The following is a 17,020-nucleotide window of genomic DNA, read 5'->3' on the forward strand; positions in this document are numbered from 1 at the left end:
CGTCAGGACCCGAGTGCGGGCTGGGGATTCCCGAATCTGGACTTGCAGATTCACATGCACCGTCTGCCACAAGGTGAATGGTTGGGGCTGGAAGTGGTGCAGCAATATGGCGAAGATGGTATCGGTTTGACCAGCGGCATTCTGCATGATATTCACGGGCCATTCGGACGCAGTGAGCAGATTCTGACCCTTCGGAAATTTTAACATCCCTTTAAAATCAGGACGAATTGCTTCGTCCTTTTTTTATTGGCATGCTGTGTGCAAATTATCAGGAATATACGTAGATGCGGATAAGTATCATCGGGGCAGGGCGCGTGGCTTATCACTTCGCCCGTGTATTGTCAGGCCAGCATGAAATTGTACAGATCTATAGTCGGACTGTTGAAAAAGCCCAGCAACTGGCTGATCTATGCACAGCTCAGGCCATCACCAGCCCTGAACAGCTGGATAGTCATGTAGATCTGGTTATTATTGCAGTCAGTGACCAATCGATCCAAACAGTCATCCAGCAGGTACATAACTATCTGCCAGACGTATTGATAGTACATACATCAGGCAGTACGCACTTAAATGTGCTGCGTGATGTACATCCAAAATCCGGAGTGTTTTATCCTCTTCAAACCTTCAGTCTGGAGCGTGAAATTGACTGGTTGAATACCCCTTTGTTTATTGAAGCACATGATGATGAAGACGAGGGAAAACTTCATACTCTGGCAAATAGCCTAAGCGAAAAGGTCTATCTCTACAGCTCTGAGCAACGTTTAAGCCTACATTTAGCTGCGGTATTTGCCTGTAATTTTAGCAATTACTGTTATGATATGGCCAAACAGGTGGTCGATGCGCAGCAGGTTGATTTTAGCCTGCTTTCTCCATTGATGCTGGAAACCGCCAATAAAGCCACGCAGAATGATCCACGCCAAATGCAAACTGGACCTGCAATGCGAGGAGATGAAAATATCTTGAATATGCATCAGCAGATGCTGGCGAAGATGCAACGAGATGATTTGCAAAAGGTTTATCAGCTGTTAAGCCAGCAGATTTTAGCGCGTCATCAAAAATGAAAGGATTAATTTTTAATTGAATAAGCTAATTTGGTTGCATTCACTCTTTAAATTTAAGTGAAAATGCGCAGAAAAAAATAATAAAATGGACATGCTATAGGGATGAAGCGTTGTTTGTATTTTTAAGCCCGATGATAGGCACAGGACTTGCACTAATCTTCTGGCTGAAAGATAAATTTTTCCAATAAAAAAGCGCTGATCAGGTCAGCGCTTTTTTAAAACTCTTTTCTTAAGAAATTTTCTTGAAGATAAAGTCATTAATCTTGTGGCCGGCTTCAATGCCGCGACGCTCAAATTTAGTTTGTGGACGCCAGTCCGGGCGCGGGTAGCTGTTGCCTTTGCCCGCCAGATTTTCCAGTCGTGGACGTTCTTCCAATACTTCAAGCATCCATTCCGCATACGGTTCCCAGTCCGTTGCGGCATGGAAAGTTCCGCCAAGCTCCAGCTTTTGTTCTACCAGTGGCATACGGTCATGCGAAACAAAACGGCGTTTGAAGTGACGTTTCTTCTGCCATGGATCAGGGAAATATAACTGAACTGTATTAATGCTATTGTCCGGCATTTCACGCAATACCTGAATTGCATCGGCATCTAGCACACGCAGGTTAGTCAGGCCTTCAATTCCAGCCTCATAGACACATTGGGCAATTCCTGGAACATGTACTTCAATCCCAATAAAGTTGCGCTCAGGATTGGCTTTGGCCATTAATACCAGGGAACGGCCCATGCCGAAACCGATTTCTACCGTTAACGGACGTTCAGGATGTTCAAAATGCTGACGTAAATCACCTACCGGATATTCCAAAATTAAGTGACCATATTGTTCAAGCGCAGTACGTTGAGAGGTATTTAATGGCGCTGAACGGCGCATAAACGTCACAATTTCACGGTGTTCGCTTAAATTGTCCAGCTCTACGACGTGCTGGTCTAATTGATCGTTCGACATAATTTTGGCAAAACTAAAAATTCAGAATGCGGTATTTTAAGTCCTGAGCGGAGCAAGTCAAACTTTTCTCGGTATTTATCCATAAAAAGCCCGCTGGACTCCCGAAGTCAAATAAAAAGAACTCTTGGCTCTATTTGTCAATAAAATTAAATGAGATGTTCAAATATTTTTGACTTTAAATTTCTGAACCAGGTGATTCAGTATATTCACCGAAGCCATCTCTTAAACCCATGCATGAGTCAGATCCAGTCCCGAATATTTAAGCTTGCTCGTAATTCAGGCTTCATCCTCTGCTCTGTCAATACTCTCTCCAGACACTAGAAAACTTTCCACTTTTAAGGCGTATCACAAAATCGCTTCTCAATAAGGAAAGCCCGTGTCTCTTAAACAGATGCAGATAAAAATCTACACAAGATAGGCTTGCAAAAGCTTGTGATTTCCTCAATATTGAAGAAGTAAATGTCTTGGAATGACAGTTACGCTTTTTTGCAATTTACAGGTTTGATCGCTTGAAAGTTTGTCAGAAGCGTTTTAAAACATTGAGAAGTGTAGAACAAGGATCAGAAATGAAGCTTTACTATTCGCCAGGTGCCTGCTCATTGGCAGCACATATTATTTTAAATGAAATTAATGTCGACTTTGATTTAGAACGTGTTGATTTAAAAAGCCATACAACAGAAAAAGGTACGGATTATTACGAAATTAATCCCAAAGGCTATGTACCTGCACTTGAAATTAACCCGGGTTTAATTCTGACAGAGAATGTGGCAATTTTACCGTTTCTTGCACAACATGATCCCAAACAGGATCTGATTCCACCCTCTGGCATGGGACGTGCCAAAGTGCTGGAATGGTTAGGTTATCTCAATTCAGAATTGCATGATGCTTATGCGGTGTTCTTTGGTGGCAAGTTATCCGATGATGAAAAGAAAAAAGCCTATGCAGAAGTCGATCGTCTATTAAGTTATATCGACAAAGCGATTGCTGAATCAGACAATGACTATCTGGTTGATGATAACTTTGGCCCAGCCGATGCTTATCTGTTTGTGTTGACCAATTGGTCGAATCATATTGAGCATGATTTAAGTCCGTATAAGAATATTATTCATCTTCGAAACAAAGTTGCGGCGCGGCAGTCTGTACAGATTACAATGCGAGATGAAGGTCTAATTCCTTAAAATTTTAAAAAAAGCATAATTATTATGCTTTTTTTTTGACTTTCATTTAATAATTGCTATTGGAATAAATAAGATGAAGAAAATACTAAATTTAGTATTAAGTTTTGGGTTAACGGGCATGTTGGTTGCATGTAGTAATGTTAAAAATCCAGAAAATGTAGCTCAAGAATATGTTACAGCAGCCTATAAAGGCGACTCAGAAAAAATGCTCTCTTATATTTATATACCTGAAAATGTTAAAGCCCAAGCAGGTTCTGAAGAAATGATTCAAGGCAAAATAAAAGCTGGCGCGGCAAAGGCTAAAGAGCAAGCTGAACGTAAAGGCGGAGTCAAAGAAATTAGTGTGGTAGACAAAAATATCGATGAAGCAAATGGCAAAGGACGGGTGACTATCGGAGTCAGCTTTAAAAATGAAGGCTCTAATTCTGTAACAGATCGAGTAAAACTTATCAAAAATGAAGATAAATGGAAAGTTGATTTATAATCGGTTTATTTTGTTTTTGGGCGGATTAGTTATTCTAATCTGCCTTTTTATTGGGTTCTCCTCCAAAGATACTATAAAGCCAGATAAACAGATTTATATACCCGAGCATGCATTTCAAGTGGGTGATTGGATTGTTCGGGAGGGGGTGGGTTACGAAAGTTTTTTAATCAAAAAGCTGAGTGGGAGTGAGTATTCACATATTGGCGTGATTGCAGCGACTCAACCGAAAATTTGGGTGGTGCATGCGACCACAGATGACGATCCCTCATATTTAAATCAAGTGATTCAATCAGATATCAGTGATTTTGTTGACTCAAAACGAGCAAAAAAGTGGGCGGTTTATAGAGAAAGCAGTTTAGAGCCAGATAAAAGAAAAGATATTGCTAGGGCCGTGGCAAGGCAGGTAGGAGAGCAATTTATTTTAGGATCAAGAGGTGAGACGCATCGTTATTGCACTACGATTATTGCGGAGAAACTTCCATTATCTTTACGTAATAAACTGGTCTGGAGTAAGGTTGAATTGCCAGGCTTGCAGGGGGAGTTGCTCTTTCCTGATGCTTTATTAAAGCTTGAATCCGTCGAACTGATTTATAAAAATAGATAATTTAGGATGAGTAAAAGCTAAATTATAGTCAAAGAATCATACAATTCTTTGACTATAATGAGATTTATTTAAAGAAATAACCAGTTTCCGGCGAACTGGCATTGGCCATACGCTTACGCGGCATGCGACCTGCCAGGAAGGCTTCACGGCCTGCTTCTACTGCTTTACGCATCGCAGAAGCCATCAGAATCGGGTTTTGTGCAGCTGCAATTGCAGTATTCATCAGCACGCCGTCACAGCCCAGTTCCATCGCAATGGCGGCATCACTGGCTGTACCGACACCAGCATCGACCAGTACCGGAACTTTGGCATTTTCCTTAATAATGGAAAGCGTATGCGGGTTGAGGATACCAAGGCCTGAGCCGATCAGACTGCCCAATGGCATGATCGCCACGCAGCCCATGCTTTCAAGCTCCTGAGCCACGATTGGATCATCTGAAGTATAAACCATGATTTCAAAACCATCGTCAATCAGAGTGCGAGCTGCTTTTAAGGTCTCAGTCACATTCGGATAAAGTGTTTTTTCATCACCTAAGACTTCCAGTTTGACCAGATTATGTCCGTCGAGGAGTTCCCGTGCCAGCATGCAGGTCCGTACTGCACTATTGGCATCAAAACAACCCGCTGTATTGGGCAAGATCGTATATTTTTCAGGGGGAATCACTGAAAGTAAATTTGGTTGATCCGGATGCTGGCCAATATTTACACGGCGAATCGCAACGGTCACAATTTCTGCACCACTGGCCTGAATTGCCTGATCCGTTTCATTTAAATCTTTGTATTTGCCTGTACCTACTAAAAGGCGAGACTGGAATTGGCGTGAACCAATCTGTAATAAATCTTGCATAGTTGTCCCAAGTATTAGCCGCCACCGACTGCATGAATAATTTCTATCTTGTCCGCTTCGCAAATTAATGTTTCACCTAATCTGCTTTTAGAAATAATCATTTCATTGACCTCAACTGCAAAGCGCTTGCCTTCAAGTGCAAGACTTTGAACCAGTTCCAGCAGGTTTTTGCATTGAGTATCTTGTTGTTCGCCATTAATATAAACCAGCATTGGCAACCCTCCATGATTGATTAAAGCTTCAGACTTATTTGATATATTTTACGGCATTCCAGGCCAGAATTAACCAGCCGGCAATCATTAAAGCACCGCCAATGGGCGTAATAACAGCTAAACCACGTGGCAGGCCTAGTGCCATAATATAAAGAGAACCACAAAAGAAGAAAATTCCAGCCTGAATCAGGACAAAGCTCCACTTGATCGGCAACTCTAGAATGACTCGGCTCATGATGGCCAGAAGCAGTAAACCCAGCGCATGATAGAAAAAATAATCTGTCGCTGTCTGCCACCAGGCCACTTGCGCTTCAGTTGCCCGTGCCTTTAAACCATGTGCACCAAATGCACCGAGCAGGACTGCAAGTGCAAGATTGAGTGCTGAAATCGCAATCCACATTTGAATTGATCTTCCCCATAAAGTTTGCGCTTAACTTTAGCATAAAAGTCAAATTGCCGGCATAAAAAAGCCTTCTGGGAGGAAGGCTTTTTTTGACAATATCAAATCATGCAAATTCAAAATATCAGTTAGATGACATTGCAACTTTAATTTTTTCCATGGCATTTTTTTCCAGCTGGCGAATACGTTCGGCAGAAACATTGTATTCGGCTGCCAGTTCATGCAGAGTCGATTTTTCATCATCGAGCCAGCGGCGCTGCAAGATATTACGTGAACGGTCATCCAGTTGTTCCATGGCGTCGTGCAGGGCAGAGGTACTTTGTTCCTCATAGTCCTCATTTTCAATCAAACGCGCCGGATCATAACGGTTATCTTCAAGATACAAAGCCGGTGCAACATGGGTTGAACCTTCGTCATCGTCATCGCCTGAGGCATCAAAAGCAGCATCATATGCCGTCAGACGGCCTTCCATTTCCAGTACTTGTTCTGGTGTGACATTCAAGTCATTCGCAATTGATTTTGCTTCTTCGAGCGTCAGCTTTTTTGATGATTTTTTCAGGCTGCGTAAATTAAAGAAGAGTTTACGTTGTGCCTTGGTGGTGGCAATTTTGACAATACGCCAGTTACGAATCACATATTCATGAATTTCAGCCTTAATCCAGTGCACTGCAAATGACACCAGACGTACACCCATGTTCGGGTCAAAGCGTTTTACTGCTTTCATCAGACCCAGGTTACCCTCCTGAATCAGGTCACCCTGAGGCAGGCCGTAGCCTGCATAACTACGTGCAATATGCACCACAAAACGCAAGTGTGACATGACCAGCATTTTTGCTGCATCGAGATCTTGGTCATAGTAATAGCGTTCAGCCAACTCTTTTTCTTGTTCGGCTGTTAAAATAGGAATTTGATTGACAGTACTAATATAAGCACCGAGATTGACACCTGGCGCCGATAATGACAGGGGCATCAATTGATTGCGGCTGTCACTCATGTGTTCTCCTTGAAGTGCGGGGGATTTAACCCTTAACTAGGTTTAATCTTAATCCAAACTCTCCGCAAATAATGGATATTTGGGTAGAGAAATGTAAAGTTTTATACGTTTGTGAAGCTATCCAGTCTAATTGAATTTTTTTAAGATTCAATCAGGTAGTGAAACTCTGTGGCCGAAATCTGTCTAAATTCATATGTTAAATGATGGATTTGACAATAGCGTGTCACATCAGTCTGGCTATGCGGATCAGAAGACTTTAGTAAAAATGTCAGACCAGGTTGGGCTTTTAATGCGCGCTTTAACATAAGTAGCGGCATTGGACAGGGTTTGCCCATCGCATCTATGATACTGATTTGGTCGCTATTTTGCCCCATGACTGCTTTATCCGTACCACCTTTAAAAAAGACCATAAATAATAGCAAATAGGATGCCAAACCCCAAATTTTTGAGCAAAAAGATACATCAACTAACACTTATCTGCTATTTGACATATTTTGTGAAAAAAATAACTAAATCAAAAAGAACAAAGCTAAAAAATATCTATTAATTGTCATAAACCCGTGCTAAGCTCGTTGGGTAATTAGGATTTCAGTTAAACAACTTAGTTGTTTTTCACCCTATAACACCATGGATGTAACCGGGATTTTGTTAATAGTTTTACAGAATGATTACAAGCTTAAAAATAATATTTTCAAACTTGTTTGCTCTGCTGTTTGCAACACCGGGTGGTCCTTTTTTTAGTATCAATGAGGATTAACTAATGACAGCTGCTCGTGAACAAGGCGTAGTAAAATGGTTCAACGACACTAAAGGCTTCGGCTTTATTCAACGCAATGGCGGTGATGACGTATTTGTTCATTTCCGTGCTATCCAAGGTGACGGTCATCGTTCACTTCGTGACGGCCAGCGTGTTGAATTCAGTGTTGTAAAAGGCCAAAAAGGCTTCCAAGCTGAAGAAGTTCAACCGTTAGACTAATCTTCGGATTAATCTGAAAAGCGCTCCAATATAAATTGGGGCGTTTTTTGTTTATACTATTCCCATCTTTGTGATCATTGAATTAGAGCAGCGCTTTATGTCATCTGGTTTTGAAACCTTAAATTTACATCCCCAACTGAAAAAAGCAATTGATGCCTTAGGCTTTAACTCCATGACGCCGATTCAGCAGAAGGTTTTAAAATTCACACTGGCGGGTCATGATGCGATTGGTCGTGCACAAACAGGTACCGGAAAAACAGCAGCCTTTTTAATTAGTGTGATCAATGACCTGCTGAATAATCCGATTAAGGAGCAGCGTTATCGTGGGGAGCCGCGTGCCCTGATTTTGGCGCCTACTCGCGAGCTGGCTTTGCAGATTGAAAGTGATGCTCAGGACCTGACGAAGTTCAGTGGTTTGAGTGTTGTGACTTTGCTGGGTGGTGTTGATTTTGACAAGCAGAAGGCACAACTGGATAAAGCACCCGTGGATATTATGGTCGCGACTCCAGGTCGTCTGATCGACTTTGTTGACCAGAAAGAAGTCTGGTTGGATCAAATCGAGTTTCTGGTCATTGACGAAGCGGACCGTTTACTCGACATGGGCTTTATTCCATCAGTTAAGCGGATTGTGCGTTTCTCTCCGCGTAAAGAGCAGCGCCAAACTTTGATGTTCTCTGCAACCTTTAGTTATGATGTTCTAAATCTGGCACAGCAATGGCTCTTTGAACCTGTTACTGTAGAGATTGAACCGGAAAAGAAAACCAATGCTGATGTTGAACAGCGTGTTTATATGGTCGCTAAAGCGGATAAATATAAATTGCTGCAAGAGGTGTTGCGGGATGAGCCGATCGAGAAGGTCATGATTTTCGCCAACCGTCGTGACCAGGTGCGTAGACTGTATGATCATTTAAAACGTGATGGTTATAAAGTGGTGATGCTCTCTGGTGAAATTGCACAGGACAGACGTCTGAAGATGTTGGATCAGTTTAAAAATGGCAACCATAACATCATGATTGCAACGGATGTCGCAGGACGTGGTATTCATGTTGACGGTGTATCGCATGTAGTAAATTTCACCTTACCTGAACAGTCAGATGATTATGTACACCGTATTGGTCGTACTGGACGTGCAGGGAGTCGAGGTGTGAGTATCAGTTTTCTTTCTGAGGATGATGCGTTCTATCTGCCTGAAATTGAAAAAGCAATTGGACAAAAGCTGCCATTAACCCGTCTGGAAGGTTACTGTTAATCAGATTGGCATTGAATGAATATAAAAAACCGCTCTTAAAGAGCGGTTTTTTATGCTTATTTATTAAAAAATTATTTAGCCTGACAGCGGAAAGTTAAGGTAGTTTGATAGTCATCCTTCTGGTTTAGCCCGGTATTGGTTCCGGCAATATTCCCTAAAACCGTTGCAGCGGCTTGAATAATTTGGCCTGTCTGCTCATCCACAACACCTTTTAATGCACCATTATAGGCAGTCTGCTCATCTACAACGATGGTGGTGCTACGCGACCCACAGGCTTTATTAGCTGCTGCAATTGCATTGTTTTTCGCAATTAACTGGGTTTTTCCTAAACCGGTTACCTCAAACAGATTGTTTTCTTTTTGCACCGCCAGTGAAGAGGTCGGGCTGGAAGCACATGCTGTTAAAATGAGCGTAGAAAGAGCTAGCCCGCCGAATGCCATTGTTTTTTTCATGATGCTGTCCTGATAAATCCGCTAAATAGAAGTTATTTCACCACAGAAAGAACTACAAATTTTGTGGTTGATGTATAAGTTTAGCAATTTTTAGTATAGCCCTGTGCACTTAAGCGTGCTTATACTTTTGCTTTGTTAAACAAAAAGATGCCTTGTTTCCGTTCATGTGGCTAAAACGATCTCAGATTTGGTTATGAAGCTTGCTATTAATAAGTCCGGTCTTGCTATTCGCTTCGTTTTATACCTGATCTGCTCAGTTTTAGCTTATGGCGCAATCCATTTCTGAAATTTCAATAGTTGCCGATTCTCTTTAAAACAGGAAATAATGGCTGTCAGCATCTGGTGTATGCTGGCAATACTTGTGAAGTTTCTAGAGTATTCTGCTATGAATATGCTAACCTTAAAAGTAGTTTTTAAGTGACAGATTTAGAAAGCAATGACGGAATCAGTGGTCGACATCGTTCATCAAAATATTCACCAGCGACAGTCTATTGGAAGTCTAGTAGCGCCTGCACCCAATGCAGAACAGTTAGAGTATGCTTTTCAGGCTGCCTTAACTGCACCGGACCATCACCGGTTAAAGCCTACCAGCTTTGTGGTGGTGCCTGATGAGCAGCGTGAAGCTTTTGGACTTTTATTGTCTCAGGCGTTGATTGATCTGGGTGAAACTGAAACGGCACAGATTGAGCGAGTTAAAAACCATCCTTTTCGTGCGCCATTGCTGGTGCTGGCATTGACACGTTTGCAGGATCATCCCAAAGTTCCGCATTTTGAACAAATCCTGAGTTCTGGGGCCGCAATTCAAAATTTCCTGTTGTCTTTGCAAGCACAGGGTTTTTCGACCATGTGGCGCAGTGGAGTAGTGGTGGAATCGACTTTGTTTAAGCAGGCTTTAGGAATCTCCAAAGATGACCTGATTTCTGGCATTATTTATATTGGTACGGCGGCCAAAACCATTGCATCACGCGCAGACATTCAGACCAGTAATTATGTCAGTTACTGGCATCCAAATAATTAAACTGCACTGCAAAACAGGATATTAAAAACAAGATGTCAGAGTTGAATTTTTCCGATTTGGTTGAACCGGTAGCAGTAAATCAGAATACTGCTTTAAGAGTTACGGTCCTGGGTGGTGGTAGTTTTGGAACTGCTATGGCCAATACCGCAGTGCGTAATGGTTGCAATACCATGATCTGGATTCGTGATCCGGAAGTCGCAGCTGATATTAATGCGACACATATTAATAAGCGCTATCTGGCGGATTTTCAGTTAGAGTCCAATTTGCATGCTGTATCTGACTTGGAGCTGGCTGTGCGTGATCGCGATATTATTCTGGTTGCGATTCCAAGTCATTCTTTCCGTGATGTCCTGCAGCAGATTAAGCCTTTTATTAGTTCTCAGGCGGTCATTTCCCTGACCAAGGGGATTGAGGCGAAAACATTTAGCTTTATGAGTGATATTATTCGTGAAGTTTTACCAGAAGTGCCTTGTGGTGTACTTTCCGGTCCTAATCTGGCCAAGGAGATTATGGCGGGGCAACCGGCAGGTACAGTGATCGCCAGTGAATCTGAGCTGGTGCGTTATGCAGTGCAGCAGGCCTTGCATAGTGCCTTGTTCCGTGTTTTTGCCAGTGATGATGTACATGGCGTGGAGCTGGGCGGAGCCTTGAAAAATATTTATGCGGTTGCCATGGGAATGGCTGCTGCCTATAACGTGGGTGAGAATACCAAAAGTATGATTCTGACCCGTGCATTGGCTGAAATGAGCCGCTTTGCAGTAAAGCTCGGTGCTAATCCGCTCACCTTCTTGGGGCTTTCTGGTGTGGGTGATCTGTTTGCGACTTGTAACAGCCCGCTGAGCCGTAACTATCAGGTGGGTTATGCCTTAGGTAAGGGTAAAACTCTGGAACAGGCTACCACCGAACTGGGCCAAACTGCAGAAGGGATTAATACCATTGTGCAGGTCAAGATGCGTTCGGAAGAGCTGGAAGTTTATATGCCGATTACCACTGCATTATATGAGGTGATTTTCCAGGGGGCGCCACCCTTGTCGATTGCGTTGTCGCTGATGAAAAATGGTCATCGCAGTGATGTTGAATTTGTTTTGCCCCATCATCAGGTCTAATTTATTACCCTAATTGTATAATGTCTGTCATATCTGATCGTTATCATACAAATACAAGAAATGAAGGAATGAAAGATGCAACTGACTTTAGTACGACATGGCGAGGCTGCTCCTCCGGTCAATGGTCATGACGGCAAACGTCCGTTAACGGAGCGTGGGCACCAGCAGGCAGAACAGACGGCGCAGTTTTTAAAAGATAGGATCAAGCCTGAAGTCTTTGTGGTCAGTCCTTTGGTGCGTGCACAGGAAACTTTGGCACATTTACAGCATTATTTTAAAGATGTGCCTGTGGTGATCTGTAATGCCATCAAGCCAGATGATGATGCAAAAGTAGCCGTGGAATGGTTATCGCAACTGCCTTATGAGTCGATTGCAGTGGTCTGTCATATGAATGTCGTGGCACATATTGCTTCAATTCTGGTGGGTGAATCTTTTCAGCCTTATGCGCTGGCTGAAGCGCGTATTTATGATCAGGCGGTGATTGCAGCGGGTTTATCAACCCAGATAAAAAGCTTTAGCCCAACAATATAAAACCAGTTAAAAAAATGGTAGAACACAATCGATGTTGTATTTATGGATGCCAGAAGCCAATGGGATTTGGCAATGGTCAGTGGGGGAGTTCTGGAACCAGGCAGCGACACTGGAGCAGCTGATTCAGGACATACAGGCTTATCAGGCCAAAGAGGCGGTGGTTTTTTTTCCAAGCCGTCATGTGCAAATCTTGCAGCAGACTTTGTCACGCAGCCAATATAAGAAAATGGGCAATGAAGGCATTAAATATTTGTTGGAAGAATATGTGGTGCTGCCGGTCGATGCCATGAAGGTCTTGCATCATTTTCAGCAGCCTGACCAGATCAGGCTTATGGGAATTGCAAACTCTACGGTAGAAACCTTGCAGCATGCCCTAAACTTGATTCCGGTAAAAGTTACCGCATTATTGCCAGATTTTCTGATTGTGCCTGTGCCTGCGCATGCCAATCAGCGGGTGATTACACAAATTGGCGGACAATTGCTGGTTCGAGAAGATGAGTATATAGGCCAGTCACTGGATGACCTAAGCTTATATCTGGATTTTCAACCCAAAGATTTACAATACCAGGTCAGTGGTCTCGATGTTGAGCAGTTAAATAGCTTGGAAGCGGTGACGACGCGGGAGCAGATTGAATCTTTTCAGTACACATTACCAGTCATTAAGAAACCCAAGCAGCATCCGTTTAACATTCTGCCTAAAGCAAAATCTGAAGGCGTAATTTCAGGCTACTGGAAGGCTTGTGCTGCGGTTTTCGTGGGGATTCTGCTGGTTCAGTTTAGTTATGATGCAGTGCGTTGGTATCAATATAAAAAAGTTGCCAATCAGACGGCCATGCAGGCCATAGATCAGTTTAAATACTGGTTTGGGCAGAATTATCCGGTGACCGAGCAAAATATTGAAAGCCAGTTTGAGGCGCAGTTGCGTCAGAGCCAGACTGCCAATATGTATGCTTTACAGTTAATGAGCCGCGTGGGGCCAGTGTTGATGCAGAACCAGATGGTGGCGCAGCGCGTTCATTATGATGCGTCGGGGCTGAGTCTGGAGTTACAAGCTGCAACCTCGGAAAGCTTGAATGGGCTTTCCCAGCAGTTGAATCAACAGGGATTCAAGGTGGAGTTAGGCAATATACAGGCAACAGCTACAGGTGCGGTAGGACTGGTGAAAATACAATAATGAAAACGATGCAACAATTACAAAACCGGCTTGACCAGCAGTTTGAAAGATTCAGTGATTATTTGGACAGCTTGTCCGTGCGTGAGCAGGTGCTGGTCATTTTCACCATTATATTTGTGCTGGTTGCAGCAATTGGCTCTGCACTCTGGTATATGCATCAAGCTGCGGATACCCAGCAAAAGCGTTTAAATCAGCTTAAAGATACAATTGTGTGGATGCAGAGTAATGCCGTGACCATGAAACCCGCTGGAGACTTACAGCTGGATGCTGCGGAGAAAGTCCAGCGTGTTGCTCAGCAGCAAGGTTTGTCTGTTGCTTCCCAGCACATAGATGGAAAAATTCAGTTGGTCGTTCTGCATGAAAATTATGCAGTGCTGGCAAACTTCCTGACCCAGCTGACCCAAATGGGGCTAAGTATCGAAAAAATGGAGCTAAATAAGGAAGCAGAGCAGATTAAATTAGCAGCGACTGTGCAATAGCAACTAAAAATAAAGATTTACAAAGCATGGTTTTTTGGGCTGCCTATGCCTATAATATGGCGACTTAAAAAGTAGCAGACTTTTCTAGATATGTTGTACTCTCTAGCCCGCCCTTTGTTGTTTTCTTTAGCACCAGAGCGTGCACATGAGCTAACACTATCATTATTACAATCAACCCATAAAATGGGCTTGGTGCATCAACGTGTAGCTGCAAAACCTGTCAGCTGTATGGGAATTGAATTTCCGAATCCGGTCGGTCTTGCTGCCGGTCTGGATAAAAATGGTGCCTATATTGATGCTCTGGCTAGCCAGGGTTTTGGTTTTATTGAAATTGGGACGATTACCCCACGACCGCAAGCTGGTAATCCACACCCGCGTTTATTCCGTCTGCCACAAGCCAAGGCAATTATTAACCGGATGGGTTTTAATAACGATGGGGTAGACAAGTTAGTTGAAAATGTTAAAGCGGCAAAATTTAAAGGTGTTTTGGGTATTAATATCGGTAAAAATGCCGATACACCGGTAGAAAAAGCTGTAGATGACTATCTCATTTGTTTAGAAAAAGTCTATAATTATGCTTCCTACATTACTGTAAATATCTCTTCTCCAAATACCAAGAACCTGCGTAGCTTGCAAAGCGGCGATGCGTTGACTGAATTGTTAGAAACGCTGAAAAATCGTCAACTGGAATTGGCGCAGGAACATCAGCACTATGTGCCGTTAGTATTGAAAGTAGCTCCGGATCTGGAATCAGAAGATATTGCCTTTATTGCCAAGCAGTTATTGCAATATAAAATTGATGGTCTGATCGTGACCAATACCACATTGTCGCGTGAAGGCGTTGAAGGTCTGGCGTATGCGGAAGAAGCAGGTGGTTTATCGGGTGCACCGGTCTTTGAGAAAAGTACGGCATGCCTCGCTGCGTTTGCAGGGATTTTGAAAGGACAAATTCCATTAATTGGTGTGGGTGGTATTCTTTCAGGTGCAGATGCTGTTGCCAAAAAGCAGGCAGGAGCCAGCTTGGTACAGGTTTATAGTGGTCTTATCTATACTGGACCAAAACTTGTCAAAGACTGTGTAGACGCACTTTAAAACTTATGAATGCCATTGACATCTTTATACTGATTATCCTGCTTATTGGAGGGTTAAACGGTTTGCGTCAAGGATTTATCAAAGCCTTTGCGAACTTGGTGGGATGGATTTTCGCCTTAATTGTTGCGGCGAAATATTCAACACTACTTGCGCCTTCCATGGTGGCTCTCAGTACTGATCCAGTGGTACAGAAGATTGCGGCCTTTGCTTTTATTGTACTGATTATTGTTGTTTTGACCTGGATCGTCACCTTTCTTCTGAACCGTATTTTAAAAACACTTAAACTTGGCCCGCTCAATCGTCTTGCAGGCGGTGTTTTTGGAAGCCTGAAAGGGTTGCTGATTGTCCTGATCACACTTCAGGGAATTGGTCCATGGGTAGAAAGTTCCCCACACTGGAAACAGTCCAAGCTCATTCAGGCTTTAATTCCGTATGCACCTTGGGCAACCGAGCTGTCGAAAGACGCTGCAAACGGTGCCTTAAAGCACATCAAATCTGAAGGTACACCGAGACTTTCAGATTCTTCATCTGAATCTTCTAAAGACGGAATTTCAGATGCATCTACGAATAATCCTTTTATTAATCCCTAGCTTGTCTGCGAGGTTGCTATGTGTGGAGTAGTTGGTATAGCTGGTAAAACGCCCGTTAACCAAATGTTGTTTGATGCATTAACGATGTTACAACATCGTGGACAAGATGCTGCTGGGATCGTGACATGCGATGAAGGACGCCTGTTCCTGCGCAAAGATAATGGTATGGTGCGTGACGTATTTCATACCCGTCATATGCGTGCCTTAAGAGGAAACTATGGCATTGGTCATGTGCGTTATCCCACTGCGGGTTCTTCAAGTAGTGCTGAAGCGCAGCCATTTTATGTGAACTCGCCATACGGGATTACCTTGGCACATAACGGTAACCTGACCAATTCGGCTGAAATTCATGAAGATCTGTTTAAAACAGATTTGCGTCATATGAATACCGATTCAGACTCGGAAGTTTTACTTAACGTTTTTGCACATGAACTGCAAAAACGCGGCAAACTGATGCCGACTTCAGAAGATGTATTTCATGCGGTAACGCGTGTTCATGAGCGTTGTAAAGGTGCTTATGGAGTAGTTGCCATGATTACTGGCCAAGGTCTGGTGGGGTTCCGTGATCCGAACGGTATCCGTCCATTGATCTATGGTTCACGTCAGACTGAAGAAGGCATGGAATATATCATTGCTTCTGAGTCGGTTGCGATTACAGCGCTGGGCTTTAAGGTTGAACGTGATATTGAGCCGGGGGAAGCAATATTTATTGACCTCCAGGGTAATTTCTTTACCCAGCAATGTGCGAGCAAGCCGGCATATCGTCCATGTATTTTTGAATATGTGTACTTTGCCCGCCCGGATGCAATCATTGATGGTATTTCAGTGTATAAAGCCCGTCTGAAAATGGGTGAGAAACTGGCTCATAAAATCTTGCGTGAATGGAGTGAGGAGCATGATATTGATGTGGTCATCCCGATTCCGGATACATCACGGACTTCAGCGCTAGAGCTGGCGAATACGCTGGGCGTGAAATTCCGTGAAGGCTTTATGAAAAACCGCTATATCGGCCGTACTTTCATTATGCCTGGTCAGCAACAGCGTAAAAAATCGGTCCGCCAGAAACTTAACCCGGTTGAGCTGGAATTTCAGGGTAAAAATGTTTTACTGGTTGATGATTCGATTGTACGCGGTACCACCTGTAATGAAATTATCCAGATGGCGCGTGATGCAGGGGCAAAAAAAGTTTTCTTTGCTTCAGCTGCACCTATGGTGAAATATCCAAACGTCTATGGTATTGATATGCCGGCAAAATCAGAACTGATTGCTTCTGAACGTAGTGTAGAAGAAATCCGCGAGATTATTGGTGCAGACCGTCTGGTGTTTCAGGATCTGGAAGACCTGAAAGAAGCAGTACGTACGACCAAAGTGCCGAAATTACGTGAGTTTGATTGTTCGGTATTTGATGGTATCTATGTCACAGGTGGTATTGATAGAGAATATCTCGATAACTTACAGAAAAAACGTAAGGAAAGTGCCAAAAAAGGTGAAAACTATATCGATGTTAATATTGATGCAGCTTCAGTCGACCTGACGGGTGTACGTGAATCCTAAGTGATTAAAGCGATAAAAATCATAATGAAAAAGCGGGAACTTCCCGCTTTTTTGTTTTATGATGAGCGCATTG

At 43.1% G+C, this 17,020-nt stretch carries 21 protein-coding genes and 1 pseudogene; 15 read left to right on the forward strand and 7 right to left on the reverse strand.

The window, feature by feature from the left end; genetic code table 11:
* Together E2K52_RS05620 and E2K52_RS05625 are read left to right on the forward strand one after the other, a co-directional pair.
* Window positions 1-204: pseudogene (locus E2K52_RS05620) on the forward strand (acyl-CoA thioesterase domain-containing protein); the annotation flags it as partial.
* Window positions 205-284: 80 nt separating this feature from the next.
* The gene (locus E2K52_RS05625) at window positions 285-1,061 is read left to right on the forward strand and encodes a Rossmann-like and DUF2520 domain-containing protein (RefSeq protein ID WP_151204177.1); all 777 of its coding nucleotides are present in this window, start codon (window positions 285-287) and stop codon (window positions 1,059-1,061) included.
* Between the two features lie 229 nt (window positions 1,062-1,290).
* On the opposite strand, the gene trmB is transcribed toward E2K52_RS05625, so the two are convergent.
* The gene (gene trmB, locus E2K52_RS05630) at window positions 1,291-2,007 is read right to left on the reverse strand and encodes a tRNA (guanosine(46)-N7)-methyltransferase TrmB (RefSeq protein ID WP_151204178.1); all 717 of its coding nucleotides are present in this window, start codon (window positions 2,005-2,007) and stop codon (window positions 1,291-1,293) included.
* A 566-nt stretch (window positions 2,008-2,573) separates the two neighbouring features.
* On the opposite strand from trmB, the gene E2K52_RS05635 reads away from it, so the two are divergent.
* The 3 genes from E2K52_RS05635 (at window position 2,574) to E2K52_RS05645 (ending at window position 4,273) form a co-directional block, all read left to right on the forward strand.
* Window positions 2,574-3,185, forward strand: a complete 612-nt coding sequence (locus E2K52_RS05635; RefSeq protein ID WP_151204179.1) for a glutathione binding-like protein — start codon at window positions 2,574-2,576, stop codon at window positions 3,183-3,185.
* 73 nt (window positions 3,186-3,258) lie between these two features.
* Window positions 3,259-3,669 (forward strand): DUF4878 domain-containing protein, encoded by a 411-nt coding sequence (locus E2K52_RS05640; protein ID WP_151204180.1) that lies wholly within the window; start codon window positions 3,259-3,261, stop codon window positions 3,667-3,669.
* 16 nt (window positions 3,670-3,685) lie between these two features.
* The gene (locus E2K52_RS05645) at window positions 3,686-4,273 is read left to right on the forward strand and encodes a YiiX/YebB-like N1pC/P60 family cysteine hydrolase (protein WP_161981121.1); all 588 of its coding nucleotides are present in this window, start codon (window positions 3,686-3,688) and stop codon (window positions 4,271-4,273) included.
* A gap of 64 nt (window positions 4,274-4,337) precedes the next feature.
* On the opposite strand, the gene E2K52_RS05650 is transcribed toward E2K52_RS05645, so the two are convergent.
* The 5 genes from E2K52_RS05650 to E2K52_RS05670 all read right to left on the reverse strand — a co-directional run bounded on the left by E2K52_RS05650 (window position 4,338) and on the right by E2K52_RS05670 (window position 7,100).
* Window positions 4,338-5,120 (reverse strand): thiazole synthase, encoded by a 783-nt coding sequence (locus E2K52_RS05650; RefSeq protein ID WP_151204182.1) that lies wholly within the window; start codon window positions 5,118-5,120, stop codon window positions 4,338-4,340.
* 14 nt (window positions 5,121-5,134) lie between these two features.
* On the reverse strand, window positions 5,135-5,332 hold the full coding sequence (gene thiS, locus E2K52_RS05655) for a sulfur carrier protein ThiS (protein ID WP_151204183.1): 198 nt from the start codon (window positions 5,330-5,332) through the stop codon (window positions 5,135-5,137).
* Window positions 5,333-5,366: 34 nt separating this feature from the next.
* Window positions 5,367-5,732, reverse strand: a complete 366-nt coding sequence (locus tag E2K52_RS05660) for a DUF423 domain-containing protein (RefSeq protein WP_151204184.1) — start codon at window positions 5,730-5,732, stop codon at window positions 5,367-5,369.
* A 124-nt stretch (window positions 5,733-5,856) separates the two neighbouring features.
* Window positions 5,857-6,726, reverse strand: a complete 870-nt coding sequence (gene rpoH / locus E2K52_RS05665; protein ID WP_151204185.1) for an RNA polymerase sigma factor RpoH — start codon at window positions 6,724-6,726, stop codon at window positions 5,857-5,859.
* 140 nt (window positions 6,727-6,866) lie between these two features.
* The gene (locus E2K52_RS05670) at window positions 6,867-7,100 is read right to left on the reverse strand and encodes a sulfurtransferase TusA family protein (protein ID WP_151204207.1); all 234 of its coding nucleotides are present in this window, start codon (window positions 7,098-7,100) and stop codon (window positions 6,867-6,869) included.
* A 386-nt stretch (window positions 7,101-7,486) separates the two neighbouring features.
* On the opposite strand from E2K52_RS05670, the gene E2K52_RS05675 reads away from it, so the two are divergent.
* Window positions 7,487-7,702, forward strand: coding sequence for a cold-shock protein (locus E2K52_RS05675; protein WP_004280099.1), 216 nt, complete (start codon window positions 7,487-7,489; stop codon window positions 7,700-7,702).
* Window positions 7,703-7,799: 97 nt separating this feature from the next.
* A complete protein-coding gene (gene rhlB, locus E2K52_RS05680; protein WP_151204186.1) occupies window positions 7,800-8,951 on the forward strand; it encodes an ATP-dependent RNA helicase RhlB in 1,152 nt (383 codons plus the stop codon).
* Window positions 8,952-9,022: 71 nt separating this feature from the next.
* Here the strand turns inward: rhlB and E2K52_RS05685 are convergent, their stop codons facing one another.
* Complete coding sequence (locus E2K52_RS05685) at window positions 9,023-9,403, reverse strand: hypothetical protein (RefSeq protein WP_151204187.1); 381 nt, start codon at window positions 9,401-9,403, stop codon at window positions 9,023-9,025.
* A 436-nt stretch (window positions 9,404-9,839) separates the two neighbouring features.
* Between E2K52_RS05685 and E2K52_RS05690 the strand changes: the two genes are divergently transcribed.
* From E2K52_RS05690 to purF, 8 genes are all read left to right on the forward strand, one after another.
* Window positions 9,840-10,421, forward strand: coding sequence for a nitroreductase family protein (locus E2K52_RS05690; RefSeq protein WP_151204188.1), 582 nt, complete (start codon window positions 9,840-9,842; stop codon window positions 10,419-10,421).
* A 32-nt stretch (window positions 10,422-10,453) separates the two neighbouring features.
* Window positions 10,454-11,527, forward strand: coding sequence for an NAD(P)H-dependent glycerol-3-phosphate dehydrogenase (locus E2K52_RS05695; RefSeq protein WP_151204189.1), 1,074 nt, complete (start codon window positions 10,454-10,456; stop codon window positions 11,525-11,527).
* A gap of 75 nt (window positions 11,528-11,602) precedes the next feature.
* Window positions 11,603-12,058 (forward strand): phosphohistidine phosphatase SixA, encoded by a 456-nt coding sequence (gene sixA / locus E2K52_RS05700; RefSeq protein ID WP_151204190.1) that lies wholly within the window; start codon window positions 11,603-11,605, stop codon window positions 12,056-12,058.
* Window positions 12,059-12,089: 31 nt separating this feature from the next.
* Complete coding sequence (gene gspL / locus E2K52_RS05705) at window positions 12,090-13,232, forward strand: type II secretion system protein GspL (protein ID WP_151204191.1); 1,143 nt, start codon at window positions 12,090-12,092, stop codon at window positions 13,230-13,232.
* Window positions 13,232-13,711 carry a type II secretion system protein GspM gene (gene gspM, locus E2K52_RS05710; RefSeq protein ID WP_151204192.1) on the forward strand — a complete coding sequence of 160 codons (480 nt, stop codon included), beginning with the start codon at window positions 13,232-13,234 and terminating at the stop codon, window positions 13,709-13,711. Before gspL ends, gspM begins: the two co-directional genes overlap by 1 nt.
* 90 nt (window positions 13,712-13,801) lie before the next feature.
* Window positions 13,802-14,803, forward strand: coding sequence for a quinone-dependent dihydroorotate dehydrogenase (locus E2K52_RS05715; RefSeq protein ID WP_151204193.1), 1,002 nt, complete (start codon window positions 13,802-13,804; stop codon window positions 14,801-14,803).
* 5 nt (window positions 14,804-14,808) lie between these two features.
* Window positions 14,809-15,393, forward strand: coding sequence for a CvpA family protein (locus tag E2K52_RS05720; protein WP_151204194.1), 585 nt, complete (start codon window positions 14,809-14,811; stop codon window positions 15,391-15,393).
* A gap of 18 nt (window positions 15,394-15,411) precedes the next feature.
* Window positions 15,412-16,947, forward strand: coding sequence for an amidophosphoribosyltransferase (purF, locus tag E2K52_RS05725; protein ID WP_151204195.1), 1,536 nt, complete (start codon window positions 15,412-15,414; stop codon window positions 16,945-16,947).
* The last annotated feature ends 73 nt before the right edge of the window (window positions 16,948-17,020 follow it).

It is taken from the genome of Acinetobacter sp. RF14B, from assembly GCF_006864105.1.
GTDB lineage: Bacteria > Pseudomonadota > Gammaproteobacteria > Pseudomonadales > Moraxellaceae > Acinetobacter > Acinetobacter lwoffii_C.